The sequence below is a fragment of the Polaribacter reichenbachii genome, assembly GCF_001975665.1.
Taxonomy (GTDB): Bacteria; Bacteroidota; Bacteroidia; order Flavobacteriales; family Flavobacteriaceae; genus Polaribacter; species Polaribacter reichenbachii.
This window is the reverse complement of the sequence record NZ_CP019419.1, coordinates 1,092,410-1,113,848: the sequence shown is the minus strand read 5'-3', so window position 1 is coordinate 1,113,848 and position 21,439 is coordinate 1,092,410. Positions and strand designations below refer to the sequence as shown.

General features: G+C 29.9%; 23 protein-coding genes. 18 read left to right on the top strand and 5 right to left on the bottom strand.

The window, feature by feature from the left end:
• Positions 1 to 5: 5 nt before the first annotated feature.
• Positions 6 to 1,046: an aldo/keto reductase gene (locus tag BW723_RS04540; protein ID WP_068361666.1), complete on the bottom strand. Its 1,041-nt coding sequence runs from the start codon at positions 1,044 to 1,046 to the stop codon at positions 6 to 8.
• A gap of 140 nt (positions 1,047 to 1,186) precedes the next feature.
• A complete protein-coding gene (locus BW723_RS04535; RefSeq protein ID WP_068361669.1) occupies positions 1,187 to 2,374 on the bottom strand; it encodes a phosphoglycerate kinase in 1,188 nt (395 codons plus the stop codon).
• A gap of 197 nt (positions 2,375 to 2,571) precedes the next feature.
• On the opposite strand from BW723_RS04535, the gene BW723_RS04530 reads away from it, so the two are divergent.
• Positions 2,572 to 3,714, top strand: a complete 1,143-nt coding sequence (locus tag BW723_RS04530; RefSeq protein ID WP_068361673.1) for a DNA polymerase III subunit — start codon at positions 2,572 to 2,574, stop codon at positions 3,712 to 3,714.
• The gene (locus BW723_RS04525; RefSeq protein WP_068361676.1) at positions 3,714 to 4,097 is read left to right on the top strand and encodes a hypothetical protein; all 384 of its coding nucleotides are present in this window, start codon (positions 3,714 to 3,716) and stop codon (positions 4,095 to 4,097) included. The genes BW723_RS04530 and BW723_RS04525 overlap by 1 nt, the downstream gene beginning before the upstream one ends.
• Positions 4,098 to 4,117: 20 nt before the next feature.
• Here BW723_RS04525 and BW723_RS04520 read toward each other — a convergent pair whose 3' ends face one another.
• Positions 4,118 to 4,702 (bottom strand): riboflavin synthase, encoded by a 585-nt coding sequence (locus BW723_RS04520; RefSeq protein ID WP_068361679.1) that lies wholly within the window; start codon positions 4,700 to 4,702, stop codon positions 4,118 to 4,120.
• A gap of 58 nt (positions 4,703 to 4,760) precedes the next feature.
• On the opposite strand from BW723_RS04520, the gene pdxA reads away from it, so the two are divergent.
• The 10 genes from pdxA to BW723_RS04470 all read left to right on the top strand — a co-directional run bounded on the left by pdxA (position 4,761) and on the right by BW723_RS04470 (position 11,843).
• On the top strand, positions 4,761 to 5,795 hold the full coding sequence (gene pdxA / locus BW723_RS04515) for a 4-hydroxythreonine-4-phosphate dehydrogenase PdxA (RefSeq protein WP_068361682.1): 1,035 nt from the start codon (positions 4,761 to 4,763) through the stop codon (positions 5,793 to 5,795).
• Positions 5,796 to 5,878: 83 nt separating this feature from the next.
• Positions 5,879 to 6,415, top strand: a complete 537-nt coding sequence (locus BW723_RS04510) for a YceD family protein (RefSeq protein WP_068361685.1) — start codon at positions 5,879 to 5,881, stop codon at positions 6,413 to 6,415.
• Between the two features lies 1 nt (position 6,416).
• Entirely contained in the window at positions 6,417 to 6,611 is a 195-nt protein-coding gene (rpmF, locus tag BW723_RS04505) for a 50S ribosomal protein L32 (protein ID WP_068361688.1), read from the top strand.
• A gap of 158 nt (positions 6,612 to 6,769) precedes the next feature.
• Positions 6,770 to 7,765, top strand: a complete 996-nt coding sequence (locus BW723_RS04500) for a beta-ketoacyl-ACP synthase III (protein WP_068361691.1) — start codon at positions 6,770 to 6,772, stop codon at positions 7,763 to 7,765.
• 26 nt (positions 7,766 to 7,791) lie between these two features.
• Positions 7,792 to 8,265: an acetyl-CoA carboxylase biotin carboxyl carrier protein gene (accB, locus tag BW723_RS04495; protein ID WP_068361694.1), complete on the top strand. Its 474-nt coding sequence runs from the start codon at positions 7,792 to 7,794 to the stop codon at positions 8,263 to 8,265.
• A gap of 82 nt (positions 8,266 to 8,347) precedes the next feature.
• Positions 8,348 to 9,688, top strand: a complete 1,341-nt coding sequence (gene accC / locus BW723_RS04490) for an acetyl-CoA carboxylase biotin carboxylase subunit (protein ID WP_068361697.1) — start codon at positions 8,348 to 8,350, stop codon at positions 9,686 to 9,688.
• Positions 9,689 to 9,778: 90 nt separating this feature from the next.
• Complete coding sequence (locus BW723_RS04485; RefSeq protein ID WP_068361700.1) at positions 9,779 to 10,228, top strand: Lrp/AsnC ligand binding domain-containing protein; 450 nt, start codon at positions 9,779 to 9,781, stop codon at positions 10,226 to 10,228.
• A gap of 121 nt (positions 10,229 to 10,349) precedes the next feature.
• Positions 10,350 to 10,760: a response regulator gene (locus BW723_RS04480; RefSeq protein ID WP_068361703.1), complete on the top strand. Its 411-nt coding sequence runs from the start codon at positions 10,350 to 10,352 to the stop codon at positions 10,758 to 10,760.
• A gap of 49 nt (positions 10,761 to 10,809) precedes the next feature.
• Positions 10,810 to 11,124 (top strand): hypothetical protein, encoded by a 315-nt coding sequence (locus tag BW723_RS04475; protein ID WP_068361706.1) that lies wholly within the window; start codon positions 10,810 to 10,812, stop codon positions 11,122 to 11,124.
• Positions 11,125 to 11,144: 20 nt separating this feature from the next.
• Positions 11,145 to 11,843: a LytR/AlgR family response regulator transcription factor gene (locus BW723_RS04470; RefSeq protein WP_068361709.1), complete on the top strand. Its 699-nt coding sequence runs from the start codon at positions 11,145 to 11,147 to the stop codon at positions 11,841 to 11,843.
• A gap of 409 nt (positions 11,844 to 12,252) precedes the next feature.
• Here the strand turns inward: BW723_RS04470 and BW723_RS04465 are convergent, their stop codons facing one another.
• Positions 12,253 to 13,281, bottom strand: coding sequence for a LacI family DNA-binding transcriptional regulator (locus tag BW723_RS04465; RefSeq protein WP_068361712.1), 1,029 nt, complete (start codon positions 13,279 to 13,281; stop codon positions 12,253 to 12,255).
• Between the two features lie 149 nt (positions 13,282 to 13,430).
• On the opposite strand from BW723_RS04465, the gene BW723_RS04460 reads away from it, so the two are divergent.
• The 6 genes from BW723_RS04460 to BW723_RS04435 all read left to right on the top strand — a co-directional run bounded on the left by BW723_RS04460 (position 13,431) and on the right by BW723_RS04435 (position 19,501).
• Entirely contained in the window at positions 13,431 to 14,477 is a 1,047-nt protein-coding gene (locus tag BW723_RS04460; RefSeq protein ID WP_068361715.1) for a sugar kinase, read from the top strand.
• A 4-nt stretch (positions 14,478 to 14,481) separates the two neighbouring features.
• Positions 14,482 to 15,150: a bifunctional 4-hydroxy-2-oxoglutarate aldolase/2-dehydro-3-deoxy-phosphogluconate aldolase gene (locus BW723_RS04455; protein ID WP_068361718.1), complete on the top strand. Its 669-nt coding sequence runs from the start codon at positions 14,482 to 14,484 to the stop codon at positions 15,148 to 15,150.
• A gap of 263 nt (positions 15,151 to 15,413) precedes the next feature.
• On the top strand, positions 15,414 to 16,091 hold the full coding sequence (locus BW723_RS04450; protein ID WP_068361721.1) for a YiiX/YebB-like N1pC/P60 family cysteine hydrolase: 678 nt from the start codon (positions 15,414 to 15,416) through the stop codon (positions 16,089 to 16,091).
• A gap of 36 nt (positions 16,092 to 16,127) precedes the next feature.
• Positions 16,128 to 16,496: a DUF2200 family protein gene (locus tag BW723_RS04445; RefSeq protein WP_068361724.1), complete on the top strand. Its 369-nt coding sequence runs from the start codon at positions 16,128 to 16,130 to the stop codon at positions 16,494 to 16,496.
• A gap of 56 nt (positions 16,497 to 16,552) precedes the next feature.
• Positions 16,553 to 18,958: a helix-turn-helix domain-containing protein gene (locus BW723_RS04440; protein ID WP_068361727.1), complete on the top strand. Its 2,406-nt coding sequence runs from the start codon at positions 16,553 to 16,555 to the stop codon at positions 18,956 to 18,958.
• A gap of 171 nt (positions 18,959 to 19,129) precedes the next feature.
• Positions 19,130 to 19,501, top strand: coding sequence for a VOC family protein (locus BW723_RS04435; protein WP_068361730.1), 372 nt, complete (start codon positions 19,130 to 19,132; stop codon positions 19,499 to 19,501).
• On the opposite strand, the gene BW723_RS04430 is transcribed toward BW723_RS04435, so the two are convergent.
• A complete protein-coding gene (locus tag BW723_RS04430) occupies positions 19,502 to 21,283 on the bottom strand; it encodes a chloride channel protein (RefSeq protein WP_068361733.1) in 1,782 nt (593 codons plus the stop codon). It abuts the gene before it with no gap.
• Positions 21,284 to 21,439: the final 156 nt, after the last annotated feature.

Genomic DNA, 21,439 nt, shown 5'->3' with positions numbered 1-21,439 from the left:
CTGATTTATGGTGCAGGATTAGGTATTAATTTATGAATTGCTTCAATCTCTTCTAAAATTTCATCAGATAAATCAATATGTATAGAATTTATATTTTCTTTTAATTGATTCATTTTTGTTGCTCCAATAATGTTTGCAGTAACAAATGGCAATTGATTTATATAAGCTAAAGATAGTTCAGCTAAAGTTAAACCGTGTTTTTTTGCTAAATCTTCGTATTTTAAAACAGCAGATTCAACTAAATCTGTTTGGTATCTTAAAATATAATTTGGGAATAAAATTCCTCTTGCATCAGCAGGTTTTTTGCCTCTTAAATATTTACCTGTTAATACACCTTGTGCTAAAGGAGAATAAGCTAATAAACCAATATTTTCTCTTAAAGAAACTTCGCTCATTCCCACCTCATAACCTCTATGTACTAGAGAATATGAATTCTGAATGGTTACAGGTCTTGGTAAATTATGGTTTTCAGAAGTTTGTAAATATTTCATTGTTCCCCAAGGGGTTTCATTAGATAAACCAATGTGTTTAATTTTTCCTTGTTTTATAAAATCGTTTAAAGTTTCTAGAATCTCTAAATGATTTTCTGCTTCTTTTGCTGAAGTTTTATATGGGTAATCTCGAACTCCAAAAGTATTTACACCTCTTGTTGGCCAATGCAATTGATACAAATCTATATAATCTGTTTGTAACCTTTTTAAGCTACCATCAACAGCTTCTATTAGAGCTTCTTTAGCAAAACCATTTTCTCTAATGTGAGCTGTGTAAGCACCAGCACCAGCAATTTTACTAGTTAAAATTACTTTATCTCTATTACCTGTTTTTTTAAACCAATTTCCTATAATTTCTTCTGTAGCACCATACGTTTCTGGTCTTGCAGGTACAGCGTATAATTCTGCAGTATCAAAAAAATTAACTCCTTGTTCTAAGGCATAATCCATTTGTTCAAAACCTTCTTGTTGTGTATTTTGTTTACCCCAAGTCATTGTTCCTAAACATATTTTAGAAACTTTTACATCTGTATTTGGTAATGTTGTGTATTTCATTATTTAATATTTATTCGTGCCTTTTTTTATTAATTGTAAACGAAGTAGCTAAATTATAACTAAAAGTATCATAAAACAATAAGCGTGTAATTTTAAAAAATTACACGCTTAAATTTATAATCAAAAAACGTTATAAACGTTTACTTTAAAATCGCTTCTATACCAGGTAAAGATTTACCTTCTAACATTTCTAACATTGCTCCACCACCAGTAGAAACATAACTTACTTTATCTGCAAAACCAAATTGTTTAACAGCAGCAACAGAATCGCCACCACCAACTAAAGAAAATGCTCCATTTTTGGTAGAGTTATCAATAGAATGCCCAAGAGCAATAGTACCTTTTGCAAAAGATTCCATTTCAAAAACACCTAAAGGTCCATTCCATAAAATAGTTTTCGATTTGTTAACTACTTCATCAAAAATTGCTAAAGATTTTGGTCCAGCATCTAAACCTTGCCATCCATCAGGAATTTGAGTAACATCTAAAACTTGTGTATTTGCAGTATTACTAAAATCATCAGCAGCAATAACATCAACAGGAATATGAACTTCAACACCTTTTTCTTTGGCTTGTTTTAAAATATCTAGCGCTAATTCCATTTTATCATCTTCGCAAATAGAATCTCCAACAGAACCACCTTGTGCTTTAACAAAAGTAAAAGTCATACCACCACCAATAATTAGATGATCTACTTTATCTAAAATATTTTCGATAACTGTAATTTTTGATGATACTTTTGCTCCACCTAAAATTGCTAAAACTGGTTTTTCTGAGTTATTTAAAACTTTATCTATACTTTCAATTTCTCTTGCTAATAAGCTTCCAAAACATTTATTATCTTCAAAAAATTGAGCAATAATAGTTGTTGATGCGTGTGCTCTGTGTGCAGTACCAAAAGCATCATTTACATAAATATCACCTAATTTAGATAGTTTTTCTGCAAAAGCAACATCACCTTTTTTCTCTTCTTCGTAAAAACGTAAATTTTCTAATAAAAGAATTTCTCCATCTTCTAAATTGGCAACAGCTTCTTCTACTTTTTCACCTATAGAATCATCAACAAACTTTACATTTACGCCAATAATTTCTTTTACTTTAGCAACAATGTGTTTTAAAGAAAACTCTTCTTGTTTGCCTTTTGGTCTTCCTAAATGCGACATTAAAACACAGCTTCCTCCATCTTCTAAAATCTTAATAATAGTAGGTTTTGCAGCCTGAATTCTAGTAGCATCAGTAACTTCAAATTTATCATTTAAAGGCACATTAAAATCTACACGTATAATTGCTTTTTTATTCTTAAAATTAAAATCGTTTAATGTTTTCATTGTTGAAAGTATTTTTAACAAAAATACTTTTTTATTTACGTTTACTAAAATTGATAACTTAAAAGTTAAGATAACGTTTGCGTAAATTATTTGTTTAGAATTCAGTGTTAAAAACACGATTTTAAACTTTAAGAAACTGTGTTCTATTTATAATTATAAATTATGATTTAGTGGCGAACTAATTTTTATATTTGCCTATGCTTTTCAACCAAATTATAGGTCAAGAACACATAAAAAAACATTTGCAAACTTCGGCTGAGAATGGCAGAATTCCGCACGCACAATTATTTGTGGGTAAAGAAGGTTGTGGTACTTTGCCAATGGCAATTGCTTATGCACAATTTTTATTGTGTAATTTTTCTGATAACGTTGATGCTTGTAACCTAAAATGTAACAAACTACAGCACCCAGATTTGCATTTTGCATTCCCAGTAACTACCAATGATTCTGTTAAAAAACACCCAGTTAGTAATCTCTTTTTAGAAGATTGGCGCGAATTTATAGAAACCCAACTCTATGGAAGTTTGTTTAATTGGTTGCAACATATTGGAGTAGAAAATAAGCAAGGTTTAATTGGTGTTGATGAAGCTGAGGCTGTTGTAAAAAAGCTAAAATTAAAAAGTTACGAAGGTGGTTTTAAAGTGATGATTATTTGGATGGCAGAAAAAATGAACATTGCTGCAGCCAATAAATTATTAAAACTGATAGAAGAGCCACCAGAAAAAACTGTTTTTCTGTTGATAACTGAAAACGAAGAACAGATTATAAATACTATAAAATCGCGTTGTCAGGCTTTACATTTTCCTGCTTTATCAGAACAAGATATTGCAAATGCCCTGGTTGTTAATCATCAAGTAGATGATAACAAAGCTGCAAATATTGCACACCAAGCAGAAGGAAATTTCAATAAAGCTTTACATCTTTTACATAACGATTCTTCTGATTTGGTTTTTGAAGAATGGTTTGTAACTTGGATTAGAACTGCGTTTAAAGCCAAAGGAAATACCGCTGTTGTTCAGCAATTAATTGGTTGGTCAGAAAGTATAGCAAAATCGGGTAGAGAAACTCAAAAACGTTTTTTAGAGTATTGCTTGCAGTTTTTTAGACAAGCACTTTTACTCAATTACAAGTCAGATAATTTGGTTTTTATGGAATCTAAAACAGGTTTTCAATTGTCTAAATTTGCACCTTTTGTGCATTCTGGAAACATTTTAGATATCGAAAAAGAAATTAGTGAAGCCATGTATCACATAGAAAGAAACGGAAATGCAAAAATTATTCTACTAGATCTTTCTATGAAATTGACGCGGTTTTTGCATAAAAAAGAGGCTAAGGTTTAGTGAATTTCTTTCAAAAATATTCTTGGATTCTTGGCTTTATTATTTTGGCTTATGGCTTATATATTTATCTAAATAATAAAACAGAACTTTTTTCGAATAAATCTGAAGCTTATGGAGTAGTTTATGATGTAACTTCTATAAGGTTAGTAGGATATACAGGTTTATTATATAAATACAGGTTTAAAAATAAAGGAAAAGTTTTTTTTGGAAAAACAACAAAAAACTACTCTGGTAATTTTGAAAAAGATATTTATTATAAAGTGAAATTTATAACTGGAAACCCAAAAAATAATGAAATCACATTTGAAAATAAATTTATTCAAAAAATAAAATTAGATAAAAACGGAAAAATTTTAGATACTGTTTATGTGTTAGAAAACTAGTTTTTATAAATAACAAAAACTTACAAATTCGTCAATCGAGCAACATACTTCCCAATCACATCAAATTCTAAATTAACAGTATCACCAACTTTAAGTGTTTTAAAAGTGGTATTTTCTTTTGTATAAGGAATTATAGCAACTGAAAATCCGTTTTTGGTAGAATTAACCACAGTTAAACTCACACCATTTACAGTTATAGAACCTTTTTCTATGGTGATGTTATTTTTATCAGAATTGTATTCAAAAGTATAAACAGTGCTTCCATTCTCGTCTTTAATATTTGTACAAATTCCTGTTTCATCTACATGGCCTTGTACAATATGGCCATCAAGTCTATCGCCTAATTTCATAGCACGTTCTAGATTTACAATATCAGCAATTTTTAATTTACCAATATTGGTTTTGTCTAAAGTTTCTTTAATGGCAGTTACAGTATATTCATTACCTTTAACATTAACCACAGTTAAGCAAACACCATTATGAGCTACACTTTGGTCTATTTTTAATTCATTAGTAATTGTACTTTGAATAGTTAAATGAACATTTTCTTGTTCTTTTACTACGTTTGTAACTGTGCCAAGTGTTTCTATGATTCCTGTAAACATATCGTTAAAAATTGGTTACTTTTGTACTTACAAAAATAAGCATATTACAAGGTTTACTATGGATAAAACTGATAAAATAATCGTAGGAATTTCAATTGGAGATTTAAACGGAATTGGTATTGAGGTAATTTTAAAGACGTTTCAAGACAAGAGAATGTTAGATTTTTGTACACCTGTTTTATTCGGAGCTACAAAAGCCATTTCTAGTCATAAAAAGGTTTTAGGTATTGACGTGCCTGTTCAAGGAATCAATTCTTTAAACCAAGTAAATCATTCTAAAATAAATGTTTTAAATATTTGGAAAGAAGATGTAAAAATTGAATTGGGTACAGCAACTAAGGTTTCTGGAGAATATGCAGCAAGATCTTTAGCATCTGCAACCAAACATTTAAAAGAAGGTAAAGTTGATGTTTTATTAACTGCACCCATCAACAAAGAAAATATACAATCAGAAGAATTTAATTTTCCTGGGCATACAGAATATTTAGAAGCCAATTTAGAGGGTAAAAGTTTAATGATTTTAATGACGGATGAATTACGAATTGGTTTAATTACAGGTCATATTCCAATATCTAAAGTAGCTGAATCTATTACACCAGAATTGATAAAAAGTAAAGTAGAAACTATGCACACTTCTTTAAAGCAAGATTTTGGCATTAGTAAACCAAAAATTGCTGTTTTAGGATTAAATCCGCATTGTGGAGACCATGGAGTAATTGGTAAAGAAGATGATGAGGTTATAAAACCTACTGTAGATAAAATTGCAGCAACAGGTAAGTTAGTTTTTGGACCTTATGCAGCAGATGGTTTTTTTGGTTCAGAAACTTATAAGCAGTTCGATGGTGTTTTGGCAACCTATCATGATCAAGGTTTAGCGCCTTTTAAAGCGCTGTCTTTTGGTAAAGGAGTTAATTTTACAGCAGGGTTAAGTAAAATAAGAACCTCACCAGATCATGGAACAGGTTATGATATTGCTGGTAAAAACGTAGCAAATTCATCATCATTTAAAGAGGCTTTGTTTACTGCTATTCAGGTTTTTAAAAGTAGAAAAGAATATAATGAATTAACTGAAAAACCTTTGGTAGTAAGGTAAATTTAAAAAATAATCTTTTTTTTATAAAAATATGGCAGAAATACATTTTTTTGTATCTTTGCACGCTCAATTGATGTTTGACTATGAAAGACTTAAAGCAATTCAACATACAGTTTGTAGGATTAAAAGAAGGAAAACACCAGTTTAATTATTCAATTGATAACAAGTTCTTTGAAGCTTTTAATTATGATGATTTTGTAAGTTCATCGATTAAAGTTTCTTTAAATTTTGTAAAAAAAAGCACATTATTTGAGCTTAATTTTATAACAGAAGGTACTGTAGAAGTTCCTTGTGATGTAACAAATGAGTTATATGACCAAGAAATAGATTCAGAATTACCTTTAGTAGTAAAATTTGGTCCAGAATATTATGATGATAATGAGGAAATTTTAATTTTACCTCATGAAGCATACGAGTTTAATGTAGCTCAATTTATTTATGAAATGATTGTTTTGGCGGTTCCTAACAAAAGAGTGCATCCGAAGGTTATAGATGGTACAATGGAGTCTGAAGCTTTAAACAAGTTAAAAGAATTAGAAATTAAAGAAGAAAAAACTGTGGAAACCACAGACCCAAGGTGGGATAAATTAAAGAATTTAATAACAGAAAAAAAGACATAAAATGGCACATCCTAAAAGAAAAATATCTAAAACTAGAAGAGATAAAAGGAGAACACATTATAAAGCATCTGCTCAGCAAATTGCTACAGACCCAACAACTGGTGAAGCACACTTATATCACAGAGCTCACTGGCATGAAGGTAAATTATATTATAGAGGTCAAGTTGTTTTAGAATCTGCAGCAGCAGAAGCTTAGTAACTTGCTTTTTAAATTTTACGAAAACTCTCAAATTTTGAGAGTTTTTTTTCGTTTTTTAGTTAAAACGAATACTTTTTGATGTTGTCCGCTTAAAAAAGTGAAATAATTTTCATTACTTTTGACCATTCTAAAACTTTAGAATTTAAACTTTAATTATGACAAAAATCTCTGCAGCAATTACAGCAGTAGGAAAATATGTTCCAGATTACATTCTAACAAATAAAGAGTTAGAAACTTATGTAGATACCAATGATGAGTGGATAACTACAAGAACAGGAATAAAAGAAAGAAGGATTCTTAAAGGCGAAGGTTTAGGTACTTCTTATTTAGCAATAAAATCTGCAGAAGATTTAATTGCAAAAGGAAACATAAACCCAGCAGAAATAGACATGGTAATTGTGGGTACAGCAACTCCAGATTTACCAGTAGCATCTACAGCAGCTTATGTAGCTTCAGAAATTGGAGCTGTAAATGCTTTTGCATACGATTTGCAGGCAGCTTGTTCTAGTTTTTTATACGGTATGTCTACAGCTGCTAGTTATATAGAATCTGGTAGATACAAAAAAGTACTTTTAATTGGTGCAGATAAAATGTCATCAATTATCGATTATAAAGACCGAGCAACTTGTATTATCTTTGGTGATGGTGCAGGTGCAGCTTTATTTGAGCCTAATGAAGAAGGTTTAGGATTACAAGATGAGTACTTAAGAAGTGATGGTGTAGGAAGAGATTTCTTAAGAATAGAAGCAGGAGGTTCTTTAATGCCAACAACTATAGATACAGTTAAGGCAAACAAACATTTTGTTTATCAAGAAGGTAAAACTGTATTTAAGTATGCAGTTTCTAATATGGCAGAAGTTTCAGAAAAAATGCTAACTAGAAACAATCTTTCAGAAAAAGATATTCAGTGGTTAGTACCACATCAAGCAAATAAAAGAATTATTGAGGCAACAGCCAATAGGGTTGGTGTTGGTCCAGAAAAAGTAATGATGAACATACAAAAGTATGGTAATACAACATCAGGTACTTTACCTCTTTTATTAGCAGATTACGAAAGTCAATTAAAAAAAGGCGATAATTTAATTTTTGCAGCATTTGGAGGTGGTTTCACTTGGGGAGCTATTTATCTAAAATGGGCGTATAATTCTTAAAACTAATTAACTAAACAATAAGAAAAATGGATATTAAAGAAATTCAAAATCTTATAAAATTTGTAGCAAAATCTGGCGCTAGCGAGGTAAAGTTAGAAATGGAAGATATAAAAATTACAATTAGAACTGGTTCAGAAAAAACAGAAACTACAATTGTACAAGCTGCTCCAATAGCGCAACCAGCTGCTCCAGCTCCTATAACAACTCAAATAATAGATCCAGTTACACCTGCACCAGCAGCTGCTAATGACGATTCTAAATTTATTACTGTAAAATCGCCAATAATTGGTACTTTTTACAGAAAGCCTGCTCCAGACAAACCAAATTTTGTAGAGGTTGGTACAACTATTAATTCAGGTGATACAGTTTGTGTAATTGAAGCAATGAAATTATTCAACGAAATTGAATCTGAAGTATCAGGTAAAATTGTTAAAGTTTTAGTAGATGATTCTTCTCCAGTAGAATTTGATCAACCTTTATTTTTAGTAGATCCATCATAATAGAAAGAGTTTATATTTTGGGGTTTAGATAGTAGATTTTCTAACTCATAACTCAAAACTCATAACCTAAAACTCTTATACTATGTTTAAAAAAATATTGATAGCCAATAGAGGCGAAATTGCTTTACGTGTTATTAGAACATGTAAAGAAATGGGTATAAAAACTGTTGCAGTATACTCTAAAGCAGATGAAGAAAGTTTACACGTTCGTTTTGCAGATGAAGCAGTTTGTATTGGCCCAGCTCCAAGTAGCGAGTCTTATTTAAAAATGCCAAATATTATAGCTGCTGCAGAAATTACTAATGCAGATGCTATTCATCCTGGTTATGGTTTTTTATCAGAAAATGCCAAGTTTTCTAATTTATGCGAAGAGCATAATATTAAATTTATTGGTGCTACTGGTAAAATGATAGATCAAATGGGAGACAAAGCTAATGCTAAATCTACAATGATTGCAGCAGGTGTGCCTTGTGTTCCTGGTTCAGAAGGTGTAATTCAAGATTTTGAAGAATGCGAAAAACTAGCAGTTGAAACAGGTTACCCAGTAATGCTAAAAGCTTCTGCAGGTGGTGGTGGTAAAGGAATGCGTGCAGTTTGGAAATCAGAAGATTTAAAAGAAGCTTGGGATTCTGCAAGACAAGAATCTAAAGCTGCCTTTGGTAATGACGATATGTATATGGAAAAGCTTATTGAAGAGCCAAGACATATCGAAATTCAAATTGTTGGAGATTCTTATGGTAAAGCATGTCATTTATCAGAAAGAGATTGTTCTGTACAAAGACGTCATCAAAAGTTAACAGAAGAAACTCCTTCTCCTTTTATGACAGATGAATTAAGAGAAAATATGGGTAATGCTGCTGTTAAAGCTGCAGAGTTTATTGGATATGAAGGTGCAGGAACTGTAGAATTTTTGGTAGATAAACATAGAAATTTCTATTTTATGGAAATGAATACCAGAATTCAAGTAGAACATCCAATTACAGAAGAGGTTGTAAACTACGATTTAATTCGCGAGCAGATTTTAGTAGCTGCAGGAGTGCCAATTTCTGGTAAAAACTATTATCCGCAGTTACATTCTATCGAGTGTAGAATTAATGCAGAAGATCCTTATAATAATTTTAGACCAGCACCTGGTAAAATAACAACTTTACATACACCTGGTGGCCATGGAGTTAGAATGGATACACACGTATATGCAGGTTATATGATACCGCCAAATTACGATTCTATGATTGCTAAATTAATTGTAACTGCTCAAACTAGAGAAGAAGCAATTAATAAAATGAAAAGAGCATTAGATGAATTTGTAATAGAAGGTGTAAAAACAACAATACCTTTTCATAGACAGTTAATGGAGCACCCAGATTATGTTGCTGGTAACTATACTACTAAGTTTATGGAAGATTTTGAAATGAAAGTCTAAGGCTTAAAACCGTTTTAATTTGATATTAAATAGAGAATACAGCTTTGTATTCTCTATTTTTTTTATATTTATGCTAAAAATAGGAAAAATATGAAAATTGACGGAATTGATAAAATCATCATTAAAAGATTGGTAAAAGATGCAAGAACTCCTGTTTTAAGCATTGCAAGAGAAGTTGGTATTTCTGGGGCAGCAATTCATCAACGTTTAAGAAAGTTAGAAAAATCTAAATTGATTGATGGTTATAGAATGATCATAAATCCGAAATCTTTAGGATACACTACAACAGCTTTTGTAGGTATTTTTTTAGATTCTGCTAGTTTATATTCATCTGCTGTTAAAAGATTAAAAGAAATACCAGAAGTAGTAGAAAGCCATTACACAACAGGTAATTATGCTATTTTTATTAAAATATTATGTAAAAATAATGAGGATTTAATGATTCTTTTAAATAAAACCATTCAGAATATTAAAGGTGTTTCTAGAACCGAAACTTTTATTTCTTTAGATCAACAGATTGAAAGACAGATAAGTATTTAAGTAGTAAAACAACTTAACTATTAAAATTTACCATTTAAGGAAGTCTGCAAACGACTTGTCAAATAATAAATTATAATGTAATTTATTGTGGCATCTTTGTTTATCACAAAAATTTCTTTAAATGAAATCCCTCACAATACTTTTAGTAGATGATGATAAAATAGAAAGATTAAAGTTTAAAAAAGTGTGTCAAAAAGTAAATTCTAATTGTGCTGTTTTAGAGGCATTTAATGGTGAAGAAGCTTTTACTTTATTAAGTGATAAGAATAATTCTTTCGATTTAATTATAACTGATATTAATATGCCAAAAATGGATGGATTTGAGTTTTTAAAAGCTTTAAAAAGCGATTCTAGACTTAAACCAATACCGGTTGTAATAATGTCTACCTCAGAAAGTAAAATAGATTTAGAAAAAGGCTATGGAATGGGCATATCTGGTTATTTTTCTAAACCCTTAAAATATGCAGATTACATAAACAAAGTAACCTCATTGTTGCAATATTGGAATAGAGCAAGCTTATCTAATTCATAAATATTCGTATTTTTGTATAAGTTGATACTTCAACTTTAAAAGAATATTTATGGAACTACCTAATTTATCAGTAATTAAAGAAATATCTGGAAACGATATAGAGTTTCAAAATAGTATTTTAGAGATTATAAAAACTGAATTTCCTGAAGAAGTTGATTTATTTAAACAAAATTTTAATTCTAAAAACTATATAGAAGCTTCTAACAATGTTCATAAAATAAAGCATAAAATAAGTTTATTAGCTTTAAACAATGGCTTACAAACAGCAGCAGATTATGAATTGGCTTTAAAAAAAGCTAATACAGAATTGCACAAGGATTTTCTTGAAGTTTTAGACAAAATTCACGTATATTTATACGAATAAAAGTTTCCCGACATTATATTATGAATTGTATAATAATAGATGATGATGCTACTGCAAGGTTAATAACAAAACAACTTTGCTTAAAAACAGAAAAAATTAATGTTGTTGATGAGTTTTCATCTGCAATAGATGCTATAAAATATTTAAATACTGCAAGTGTAGATTTAGTATATTTAGATATTCATATGCCAACTTTTTCGGGTTTCGATTTTATACAAACACTTAAAAACCCTCCAAAAATAATTCTAACTACTAGCGATAAAAATTTAGCGCTAGAAGCTTTTGAGTATAAAAGTGTTGTAGATTATTTGGTAAAACCAATTACAAAAGAGCGTTTTGAAAAATCTTTAGAAAAGCTAGAATCTTTTACCATTGTAGGAGAACCAAAGACAAAAGAGAAAGCAAAATCAGATTTTATTTATGTAAATGTAGATAGAAGATTGGTTAAAGTTAGTATACCAAGTATTTATTTAATTGAGGCAAAGGGAGATTACATCAATATAAAAACGGAACAAAAAAACTATATAGTACATTCTACTTTAAAGAAAATTGAAGATAAATTACCTACAGATTCTTTTTTTAAAGTACATAGATCATTTATAATAAACATTTCTGAAATTATAGATATAGAGGATAATACGGTTTTAATAAAGAAAGATGTTATTCCTGTAAGTAGATCTAACAAAAGTGAGCTAATGAAAAAGTTAAATTTATTATAAAATTCAACTTAACGCAACCTTTACACCATTCATCGACACTTATCTGTATTTAAACTACAATTTACATACCTAATTAGGAATCAATTTTATATTTGTAGTATAATTATAACAATTATAAGTTGGGGGATTTATAAATTGTAACTAATAAAGGACTGATATTTTAATATCAGTCCTTTTTTTCTTCTATTATTTTATGTTTAATTGTAATCTATCTTTTTAGGGGTGATTATAGATTAAAGTAAAAGATATTTCTTTAATTATATGTGTTTTAAAAATTATTTTAAATAAGTTTTTGACTAAACTCTTAATTTACAGTATAGATTCTAGACAAATATTAAATGTAAATGAAGCCTGGAATTGAAATAAAACTTATAGTAAATTAGAATTTATTTAATAAAATCGAATAAAACTATTTCTTCTTTAAAGAAGATGCTCTAATTATTAAATCAGATTCAAGAATAATCTTATTTAATGATTGCTCTATTTTAGGTTTTTTAATGTATTCTAAAAAAGTTTCAGCAGCAATTCTACCAATTTTATAACTATGCTGATTTATACTCGTTATTGATGGCGTAACCATTGCAGAAAAAGGCTCATCACCAAAACCAACAAGTGCAATTTCTTCAGGTATTTTAACGTCGTTTTCTTTTAAAATTTGTAAAGCTCCTAAAGCGGCATAATCTCCTGCAACATAAACAGCGTCAGGTTTATTTTCTAAGGCTAACAATTGCTTCATTTTTTCCCTACCATCTTCTATAGTTAAACTACTTTCTAATAAAAGCTCTTCATCTAAAGGTAGGTTGTGTTTTTTTAAAGCATCAACATAACCTCTAATTCTGTTGTTAAATATTCGGGTTCTTTTATAACCACCAATATGCGCAATTCTTTTACAACCTTGTGCAACTAAATGATTAACGATTGTATGGCTACTTTCGTAATCATCAATACCTATATAATCTACATTTAAATCATTTTCACCTCTATCAAAAGTAATTAATGGTATGCCAGCAGCTTTAATTTTTTCGTAATATTCTAAATTAACAGTTTCGTTAGCCATCGAAGCAATAATACCATCAACTTGTGTGTATAGCAAAGTGTCTATATTTTTACATTCTTTCTCAAAAGATTCGTTAGATTGAGTTATAATAATATTATAACCTTTTTCATTTAATACTTCTTCTATATTATGTATGGTAGCAGAAAAGAAATTACTATTTGTTTTTGGTACAATAACACCAACTAAATTACTTTTTCCACTTCTTAAAGCACTAGCCAAATGATTAGGCTGATAATTTAAGTTTTTGGCAACTTGTCTTACTGCTTTTTTAGTTTTTTCGCTAATTCTGGAGTCATTATGTAGGGCTTTAGAAACAGCAGCAGCAGAGATATTTAACACGTTTGCAATATCTTTTATTGTAGTTTTGTTTTTTTTTACCAAAATTTTATATCTTTGCTTAATCGTTTAAACAAAGATACAGTTTATTTAATACAATCAAAACTATTAACAATATATGTGTTTTGATTTATTTTTAAAATATTGTTTAAACGTTTAACCAATTAAATTTAATAATTAATTAATACTAAGAAATGGGTAAAGTAGTAACATTCGGAGAGATCATGTTAAGATTAGCTCCTCAAGGATTTTTAAGATTTTCACAAGCAAATAATTTTGATGCAGTTTATGGTGGAGGAGAATCTAACGTAGCAGTTTCATTAGCAAATTATGGAGTAGATGTAGATTTTGTAACACGTTTACCAAAGAATGATATTGGTGCTTGTGCAATGATGGAAATGAGAAAACGTGGAGTTGGAGTTGATAAAATTGTTTATGGTGGAGACAGATTAGGAATTTATTTCTTAGAAACTGGTGCTGTATCTCGTGGTTCTAAAGTAGTTTACGATAGAGCACATTCTGCAATTGCTGAAATTGAATCTGGTATGATTGATTGGGATGCTGTTTTTGAAGGATGTGAATGGTTTCATTGGACAGGTATTATCCCTGCAATTTCTCAAGGAGCTGCAGATGTAACTTTAGAAGCTTTAAAAGCGGCAAGTGCTAAAGGAATTACTATTTCTACAGATTTAAACTACAGAGCTAAACTTTGGAAATTCTGTGACGATGCTCATAGAGAAAAAATAATGACAGAATTAACTTCTTACTGTGATATCGTTTTAGGAAACGAAGAAGATGCAGAAATGCACTTTGGTATTAAACCAGAAGGAATCTCTGTACAAACAGAAGGTCATAACGTAAAAGCAGAAGCATTTTTATCAGTTTGTGAGCAAATGATGAAAAAATTTCCAAGAGCTAAAAAAGTAATTACAACTTTAAGAGGTTCAATTTCTGCATCTCATAATACTTGGGCTGGTGTTTTATATGATGGTTCTACATTATACCAAACTCGTCAATATCAAATTACAGATATCGTAGATAGAGTTGGTGGTGGAGATTCATTTATGGGAGGTTTAATCTACGGATTATTAAAATACCCAGAAGATGACCAAAATGCATTAGACTTTGCAGTTGCTGCATCTTGTTTAAAACACACTATTAAAGGTGATGCTAACTTAGCAACAGTTGCAGAAGTAGAAAAATTAATGGGAGGTGATGCTTCTGGTAGAGTAGCAAGATAAGATTATGGCACAATTTACAAGAATAGAAGTAGCACAAGTTATGAAAGACACAGGGATGGTTCCTTTGTTTTTTCATAAAGATATAGAAGTAAGTAAAAAAGTTTTAAAAGCTTGTTACGATGGTGGAGCAAGACTTTTAGAATTTACAGCACGTGGCGATTTCGCTCACGAGGTTTTTGGAGAATTAACCAAATATGCAATTGCAGAATTACCAGGAATGGTAATGGGTGTTGGTTCTGTAACAGACGCAGGTCAAGCATCATTATATATGGCTTTAGGCGCAAACTTTATTGTAACTCCAGTTTTAAGAGAAGATATTGCAATTGTTTGTAACAGAAGAAAAGTACTTTGGTCTCCTGGTTGTGGAACTTTAACAGAAATTACAAGAGCAGAAGAATTAGGATGCGAAATCGTAAAACTTTTCCCTGGTGATATTTATGGTCCTCAATTTGTAAAAGGTATTAAAGGCCCACAACAATGGACCTCTATTATGCCAACAGGTGGTGTTGCACCAACAAAAGAAAACTTATCAGCTTGGTTTGCTGCAGGAGTTACTTGTGTAGGTATGGGATCTAAATTAATGGCAAAAGATGCTGATGGTAATTTTGATTTAGTAAAGATTGAAGAAAAAACTAGAGAAGCTTTAAATATTATTAAAGACTTAAAGAGCTAGTTCATATTTGAATTATTTTTAAACGACGAAACTCCAGCTGCAAAGCTGGAGTTTTTTTATTTGTAGCTATTTCCTGCTTTCGCTACTCGCTTCCCGATTAAAATCGGGAGAGCTCAAACAATTAGCTTGTCTTGAGTTTAACGAAAGGCTCAATCAGGGCTAAGCCTATTTGTTGTTCTATTCTTTATTTTAAGCACAGGTTGCTAGTTTATTTAGTAATCAGCAAAAAAACACGAACTTTGTAAGTATCAAACTAAAAAATTATGATTAAAAATCTAATTCAAATATGTGTAATTCTATTATTCGCTTTTATTTTATTTAGTTGTAATAGCAACTCCAAAAATGATACTTTCAAACTAAAAGAAGGAGACTTACTATTTCAAAATACAGGAACAGACGAAATAGATAATGCAATTAAAAATGTAACTGCCACTGCAATTGCTAAAAACTATTCGCATGTTGGTATGGCAATGAAAGAAGACGAAAAATGGTTTGTGGTAGAAGCCTATCCAAAAATAGGAATTAGTAAAACTCCTTTAAAAGAATTTTTGAATAGAAACAAGAATAAACAAAACAAATCGCAAACTACAGTTGCAAGATTAGATAGCGTTTATCAACCTTATATTTCTAAAGCAATTGCATACGGACTTGAAAGAATAAACACACCTTATGATGATATTTTTTTATGGGATAACAGTTCTTATTATTGTTCAGAATTGGTTTATAAAATGTTTTCAACTCAAGATTTGTCTAAAAATGCTATTCCATTTCTTACACATCCAATGACGTTTAATGACAGTTCAGGAAAACCAATGGCTAGTTGGGTAAAGTATTATAAAACACGTAATCATTCAATTCCTGAAGGCATAGAAGGCACAAACCCAAACTTAATGGCCAGTAGTCCACACATCACTTTTATACACGATTACGAGAAAGAATAAAGGTGTTATCTTTAGCTCAACTTTAAATTCTTAAAAATGAAAGTTACAGCCCAAAAAAATGAAAAAGTAGCAAATATGATATTTGGTTCTATTTATCCTCTTTATTGGAATAGATTAGAAAAAAATGGGAGAACAAAAGAAGAATTTCATCAAGTATTAGAATGGTTAACAGGTTTTAATGTAGATAAATTACAATCTTTAATCCAAGAAAAAGTAACCTTTAGAGAATTTTTTGATAAAGCCAAAATGCATCCCAATGCAGAAAAGATTAAAGGTGTGGTTTGTGGTTATAGAATTGAGGAAATTGAAGATGAATTTGAAATCTATAAAAAATGCAGACAAATGGAAAAGCTAATAGATGAATTAGCAAAAGGCCGTAAAATGGAAAAAATTTTACGATCTTAACCATTTGGTCTTTTTTTCTTTTTTTGATTTTATTTACCTTGCAATAAAAAGCTACAATGCCAAAAAATCCTGAGTTAGAACTTGCCTTTAATTTTATCAATAAAACAGATAGAAACTTATTTATAACAGGTAAAGCAGGTACAGGTAAAACTACTTTTTTACACAAAATTAAAAACGAATCTTTAAAAAGAATGGTTATTGTTGCTCCTACTGGAGTAGCAGCAATTAATGCAAAAGGTGTTACGATTCATTCGTTTTTTCAAATGCCTTTTGGGCCTATTTTACCAAATCAAATTGCAAATACAAATCAGCAACGTAAGTTTTCTAAAACTAAAATTGATATTATAAAATCGTTAGATTTAGTAATTATAGACGAAATTTCTATGGTTCGTGCAGATTTGTTAGATGGCATAGATCAAGTAATGAGACGTTATAAAAATAGAAACAAAGTATTTGGAGGCGCTCAAGTTTTAATGATTGGAGATTTACAACAATTGGCTCCAGTTGTTAGGCCAAATGAATGGAGTTTACTAAGAAGTTACTATGATACTATGTATTTCTTCAGCTCTAAAGCTTTTCAAGAGGCCAATGTAGTTTCTATAGAATTAAAGCATATTTATCGTCAGAAAAACGAAGATTTTATTACCATTTTAAATGAAGTCAGAAATAGTAATTTATCAGAAAAATCTGCTAAAATTTTAAATGAAAGGTATAATCCAGAATTCTCGTCAACCAAAGACGATGGTTATATCACCTTAACAACACACAATAAAAGAGCCAATTTAATTAACAATTCTGAGCTGAATAAAATTAAATACCAAAGTCATTTTTTTGATGCTGAAGTTTCTGGAAAATTCAATGAAAACGCGTTTCCTAATGATGAAAAATTAGAGTTAAAAATTGGTGCTCAAGTAATGTTTATCAAAAATGATTCATCACCAGAAAAAAGATATTTTAATGGTAAAATAGGAATTGTAACTGACATTTCAAGAGAAAATGTAACTGTACAGTGTGCCAACGAAATTGATGAAATTGTTACAGAAAGAGAAAATTGGGACAATGTAAATTATACCATTAACGAAGAAACCAAAGAGATTAAAGAAGATGTTATTGGTTCTTTTTCACAAATTCCATTACGTTTAGCTTGGGCAATTACAATTCATAAAAGTCAGGGTTTAACTTTCGAAAAAGCCATAATAGATGCAGAAGCTTCATTTGCTCACGGTCAAACCTATGTAGCTTTAAGTAGATGTACTTCTTTAGAAGGTTTAGTTTTAAAAACGCCAATTACCAGCAACGCAATAATTAACGATCAAACTGTAAGTGTTTTTAATGAAAGTGTAGAAGAAAATCATCCAGATGAAACTGTTTTAAACGCATCAGAAAAAGATTTTCAACTCAATTTAATTGCAGAATTATTCGATTTTCAACCATTTTTATATCCATCAACTAGATTAATAGATATTTTTTATAAAAATCAAACCAGTATAAAAGGAGATGTTATTGATCATTTACAAACCATAAAAGATGATGGAGTTGTAGCTTTAATGAAGGTTTCTAACGGATTTAAAAATCAATTAAATAAAATTTCTGAGGATAATATCCTCCCAGAAAATAGCTCTCAAATTCAAGAACGATTTACAAAAGCTGTCGATTATTTTTTAAATCAGACAAAAAACAACATATTAAAACCATTAAATACCATAGAATTTTCTTCGGATAATAAAGCTGTAAAAAAAGATTTTACCACTCAGTTTGATTCTTTACAAGAAAAATTACTCGAAAAGTTGTTTGCTTTAAATAAAATGACAAACGGATTTAAGGTTCAAGAATATTTAAAAGTTAGAGCAAAAGCTGTTTTACAAAAATCTGCACCAACAGCTAAAAAGAAAAAATTATCTACTAGAAAAGACCCGTTGTTGGCTTTAAAATTACGTGAATTGCGTGATGAAATTCGAATAAATGAAAACATAGCTGCTTTTCAAATTTTTACCCAAGAAACCTTGTATGCAATGTGCGATGCTTTGCCAAGAACAGAAAAAGAGTTGCTAAAAGTTAAAGGAATGGGTAAAACTCGTGTAACTAAATACGGAGAAGAAATTTTAGAAGTTATTGAACAATATTGCAAAGAAAACGGAATAAACAAGTTCAATGAGCAGAAAAAAGAAGATAAAAAACCGACAAAACAAATTAGTTTAGAGCTCTTTAAGTCTGGCTTATCTATAAAAGAAATAGCCAAAGAGCGCAGTTTAACAGCAGGTACAATAGAGAGTCATTTGGCAAGTTTTATCCCTTCTGGCGATGTTGATATTTTAGAATTAATTCCGCTAAAAAAGTACAAAGAAATTATAAATCAAATAGAAGAAGTTGAGTTTAAAAACCTCACTGAACTTAAAGAAAAAGTAGATAAATCTTTTACTTTTATGGAGTTAAGAATGGTTTTGTTGTCTATGGAGAATTAGAGTTTTAGTAGCTATTTCCTGCTTTTCATTATATCTTTTTTTGTGAAAAACAAAAAAAGGATGCCATTTCAATCAGGGCTAAACTTGTTTGTGAACTATTTGCATTCTCCTAAGCAATAGACATTACAAAAGATTTTCTTAACTTTAAAACATCAATCAAAAACTACCAATATGAAATTAGGTGCATTTTCTAATAGTTTAGCAGTAAAAGACATTTATAAATCAAAAGCATTTTACGAAAAATTAGGTTTTTCAGTTTTTGCAGGCGAAATTGAAAAGAATTATCTCATTATGAAAAACGGTAATGCTTTAATAGGTCTTTTTCAAGGAATGTTTGAAAACAACATTATGACCTTTAACCCTGGTTGGGATGAAAGTGCTAATAAGTTGAATGATTTTGATGATGTAAGAACCATTCAAAAACATTTAAAAAACGAAGGTGAACAATTAGAATCAGAAGCAGATGAAACAACTTCTGGTCCAGCTAATTTTGTAGTTTTAGATCCTGATGGTAATGCTATTTTAATAGATCAGCACGTGTAATTAAGACGTAACCTCAACCAATTTGTTTCGATAAGCAGTTAATAATTTAGATTTAGAAATAAAACCAACATAAGTATTTCCTTTAATTACAGGTAAATTCCAAGCACCACTCACTTTAAATTTTTTCATTATTTTTTCAACAGAATCTGTATGATGTATAATTTCTGGTGCAGCTTTCATAAAAGTTTGTACAGTAGTACAATCGTACATTTCTTTATCGAACATTATGGGTCTAATATCATCCATTAAAACAATACCTAAAAACTGATTTTCTTTATTAATTACCGGAAAAATATTTCGTGCAGATTTAGCAACTGCTTTTTTTAGCATATCACCTAATAACATATCTGGATAAATCTTTTTAAAATTGGTTTCAATTAGATCATCAATCTGCATCATCATCATTACATTTTTGTCTTTGTTGTGTGTAATGAGCTCGCCTCTTTGTGCTAATTTGTAGGTATAAATTGAATTCGATATAAAGTATTTTGTAAAGGCAAAAGAAATTGCTGCAACTAACATAAGAGGTACAAATAAATCATAACCACCAGTAATTTCTGCAATTAAGAAAATGGCTGTTAGTGGCGCATGTAGAACTCCTGCCATTAAACCTGTCATACCAATTAAGGTAAAATTAGCCTCAGAAACCTGAAAACCTAAACCCATATTATTTATGATTTTAGCAAAGGCATTACCAAGCGCACTTCCCATAACTAAAGTGGGTATAAAAATACCACCAACTCCACCAGCTGCAAATGTGGTACTCATAGCTATCGCCTTAAAAAAGGTAATTAATAATAAGAGAATAATTACAATCCAGATGTTGTTTTCATCAAAAGAAAAAGGAGTATTGCCAATTGCTGCAATGTGGTTTCCTTTTAATAAATTATTGATTAATCCATAACCTTCACCATATAAAGCTGGCATCAGAAATAAAATAAAACCGATAATTACACTCCCGATAATTAGCCTTGTAAATCGATTTTCAAATTGATAAAAGAACTTTCTAATCAGAAAATATACTTTAGAAAAATACACAGAAATAATACCTGTAAAAATTCCGAAAAGGGCGTAAAAACCAATTTCTCCAATTGCGAATTCATCATTTAATTCAAACCCCAATAAAACATCAGAACCTAAAAAAAGGTAAGAAGTAACTATTGCAGAAACAGATGCCAATAACAAAGGGACTAAAGAAACAAAAGCTATATCTAAGCTAAAAACCTCTAAAGCAAAAACAATACCTGCAATTGGAGCTTTAAACATAGAAGACATAGCACCTGCTGTAGCACAACCAATTAATAACATTCTTGTTTTGGTGTTCATATGAAACAACCTAGAAGTATAAGAAGCTAATGCTGTACCAGCACTAACTGCAGGCCCTTGTAAACCTACAGAACCCCCAAAACCAACAGTAATTGGTGCTGTTATTAAAGAAGCAAAAATATTATATTTTGGTATAATTCCTTTTCTTTTAGAAATAGCATAGAGCGTTGTAGAAATTCCATGACCAATATGTTTTTTAAGCCAAGTTTTTTTAATTACAGCAACTATAAATAAACCAATAATTGGAAAAATAAAATACAGTGAACTTTTATAACTTTTTAAAAAATCTATAGATAAAAGCAACTGAATGTAGTGCGTAAAGTTTTTTAAAGTTACTGTACCAAGACCCGCTAAAAAACCAACTAAAATACTTAAGAGATAAACAAATCTACGTTCAGAGATATTTTTATATCTCCACAATAAAATTTGTTTTAAGTATTTGTTTTTTGTTGGCATTGTTGGTAGAACTAATGTTCTTTAGTTTAAATACAAAATTACGGATATTTAATTTTGATTATATGAGAAAAGACAGCTTTTAAGTAACTAAGTTTTTACATATACATATCATTTCTTGTGGTTATCGTCCATTTGTAATCTCAAAGTGAACATTTG

Excerpts from the sequence above, each read along its gene's own strand:
- BW723_RS04540 (WP_068361666.1), bottom strand. The coding sequence starts at position 1,046 with ATGAAATACACAACATTACCAAATACAGATGTAAAAGTTTCTAAAATA.
- BW723_RS04535 (WP_068361669.1), bottom strand. The coding sequence starts at position 2,374 with ATGAAAACATTAAACGATTTTAATTTTAAGAATAAAAAAGCAATTATA.
- BW723_RS04530 (WP_068361673.1), top strand. The coding sequence starts at position 2,572 with ATGCTTTTCAACCAAATTATAGGTCAAGAACACATAAAAAAACATTTG.
- BW723_RS04520 (WP_068361679.1), bottom strand. The coding sequence starts at position 4,702 with ATGTTTACAGGAATCATAGAAACACTTGGCACAGTTACAAACGTAGTA.
- pdxA (WP_068361682.1), top strand. The coding sequence starts at position 4,761 with ATGGATAAAACTGATAAAATAATCGTAGGAATTTCAATTGGAGATTTA.
- BW723_RS04510 (WP_068361685.1), top strand. The coding sequence starts at position 5,879 with ATGAAAGACTTAAAGCAATTCAACATACAGTTTGTAGGATTAAAAGAA.
- rpmF (WP_068361688.1), top strand. The coding sequence starts at position 6,417 with ATGGCACATCCTAAAAGAAAAATATCTAAAACTAGAAGAGATAAAAGG.
- BW723_RS04500 (WP_068361691.1), top strand. The coding sequence starts at position 6,770 with ATGACAAAAATCTCTGCAGCAATTACAGCAGTAGGAAAATATGTTCCA.
- accB (WP_068361694.1), top strand. The coding sequence starts at position 7,792 with ATGGATATTAAAGAAATTCAAAATCTTATAAAATTTGTAGCAAAATCT.
- accC (WP_068361697.1), top strand. The coding sequence starts at position 8,348 with ATGTTTAAAAAAATATTGATAGCCAATAGAGGCGAAATTGCTTTACGT.
- BW723_RS04485 (WP_068361700.1), top strand. The coding sequence starts at position 9,779 with ATGAAAATTGACGGAATTGATAAAATCATCATTAAAAGATTGGTAAAA.
- BW723_RS04480 (WP_068361703.1), top strand. The coding sequence starts at position 10,350 with ATGAAATCCCTCACAATACTTTTAGTAGATGATGATAAAATAGAAAGA.
- BW723_RS04475 (WP_068361706.1), top strand. The coding sequence starts at position 10,810 with ATGGAACTACCTAATTTATCAGTAATTAAAGAAATATCTGGAAACGAT.
- BW723_RS04470 (WP_068361709.1), top strand. The coding sequence starts at position 11,145 with ATGAATTGTATAATAATAGATGATGATGCTACTGCAAGGTTAATAACA.
- BW723_RS04460 (WP_068361715.1), top strand. The coding sequence starts at position 13,431 with ATGGGTAAAGTAGTAACATTCGGAGAGATCATGTTAAGATTAGCTCCT.
- BW723_RS04455 (WP_068361718.1), top strand. The coding sequence starts at position 14,482 with ATGGCACAATTTACAAGAATAGAAGTAGCACAAGTTATGAAAGACACA.
- BW723_RS04450 (WP_068361721.1), top strand. The coding sequence starts at position 15,414 with ATGATTAAAAATCTAATTCAAATATGTGTAATTCTATTATTCGCTTTT.
- BW723_RS04445 (WP_068361724.1), top strand. The coding sequence starts at position 16,128 with ATGAAAGTTACAGCCCAAAAAAATGAAAAAGTAGCAAATATGATATTT.
- BW723_RS04440 (WP_068361727.1), top strand. The coding sequence starts at position 16,553 with ATGCCAAAAAATCCTGAGTTAGAACTTGCCTTTAATTTTATCAATAAA.
- BW723_RS04435 (WP_068361730.1), top strand. The coding sequence starts at position 19,130 with ATGAAATTAGGTGCATTTTCTAATAGTTTAGCAGTAAAAGACATTTAT.
- BW723_RS04430 (WP_068361733.1), bottom strand. The coding sequence starts at position 21,283 with ATGCCAACAAAAAACAAATACTTAAAACAAATTTTATTGTGGAGATAT.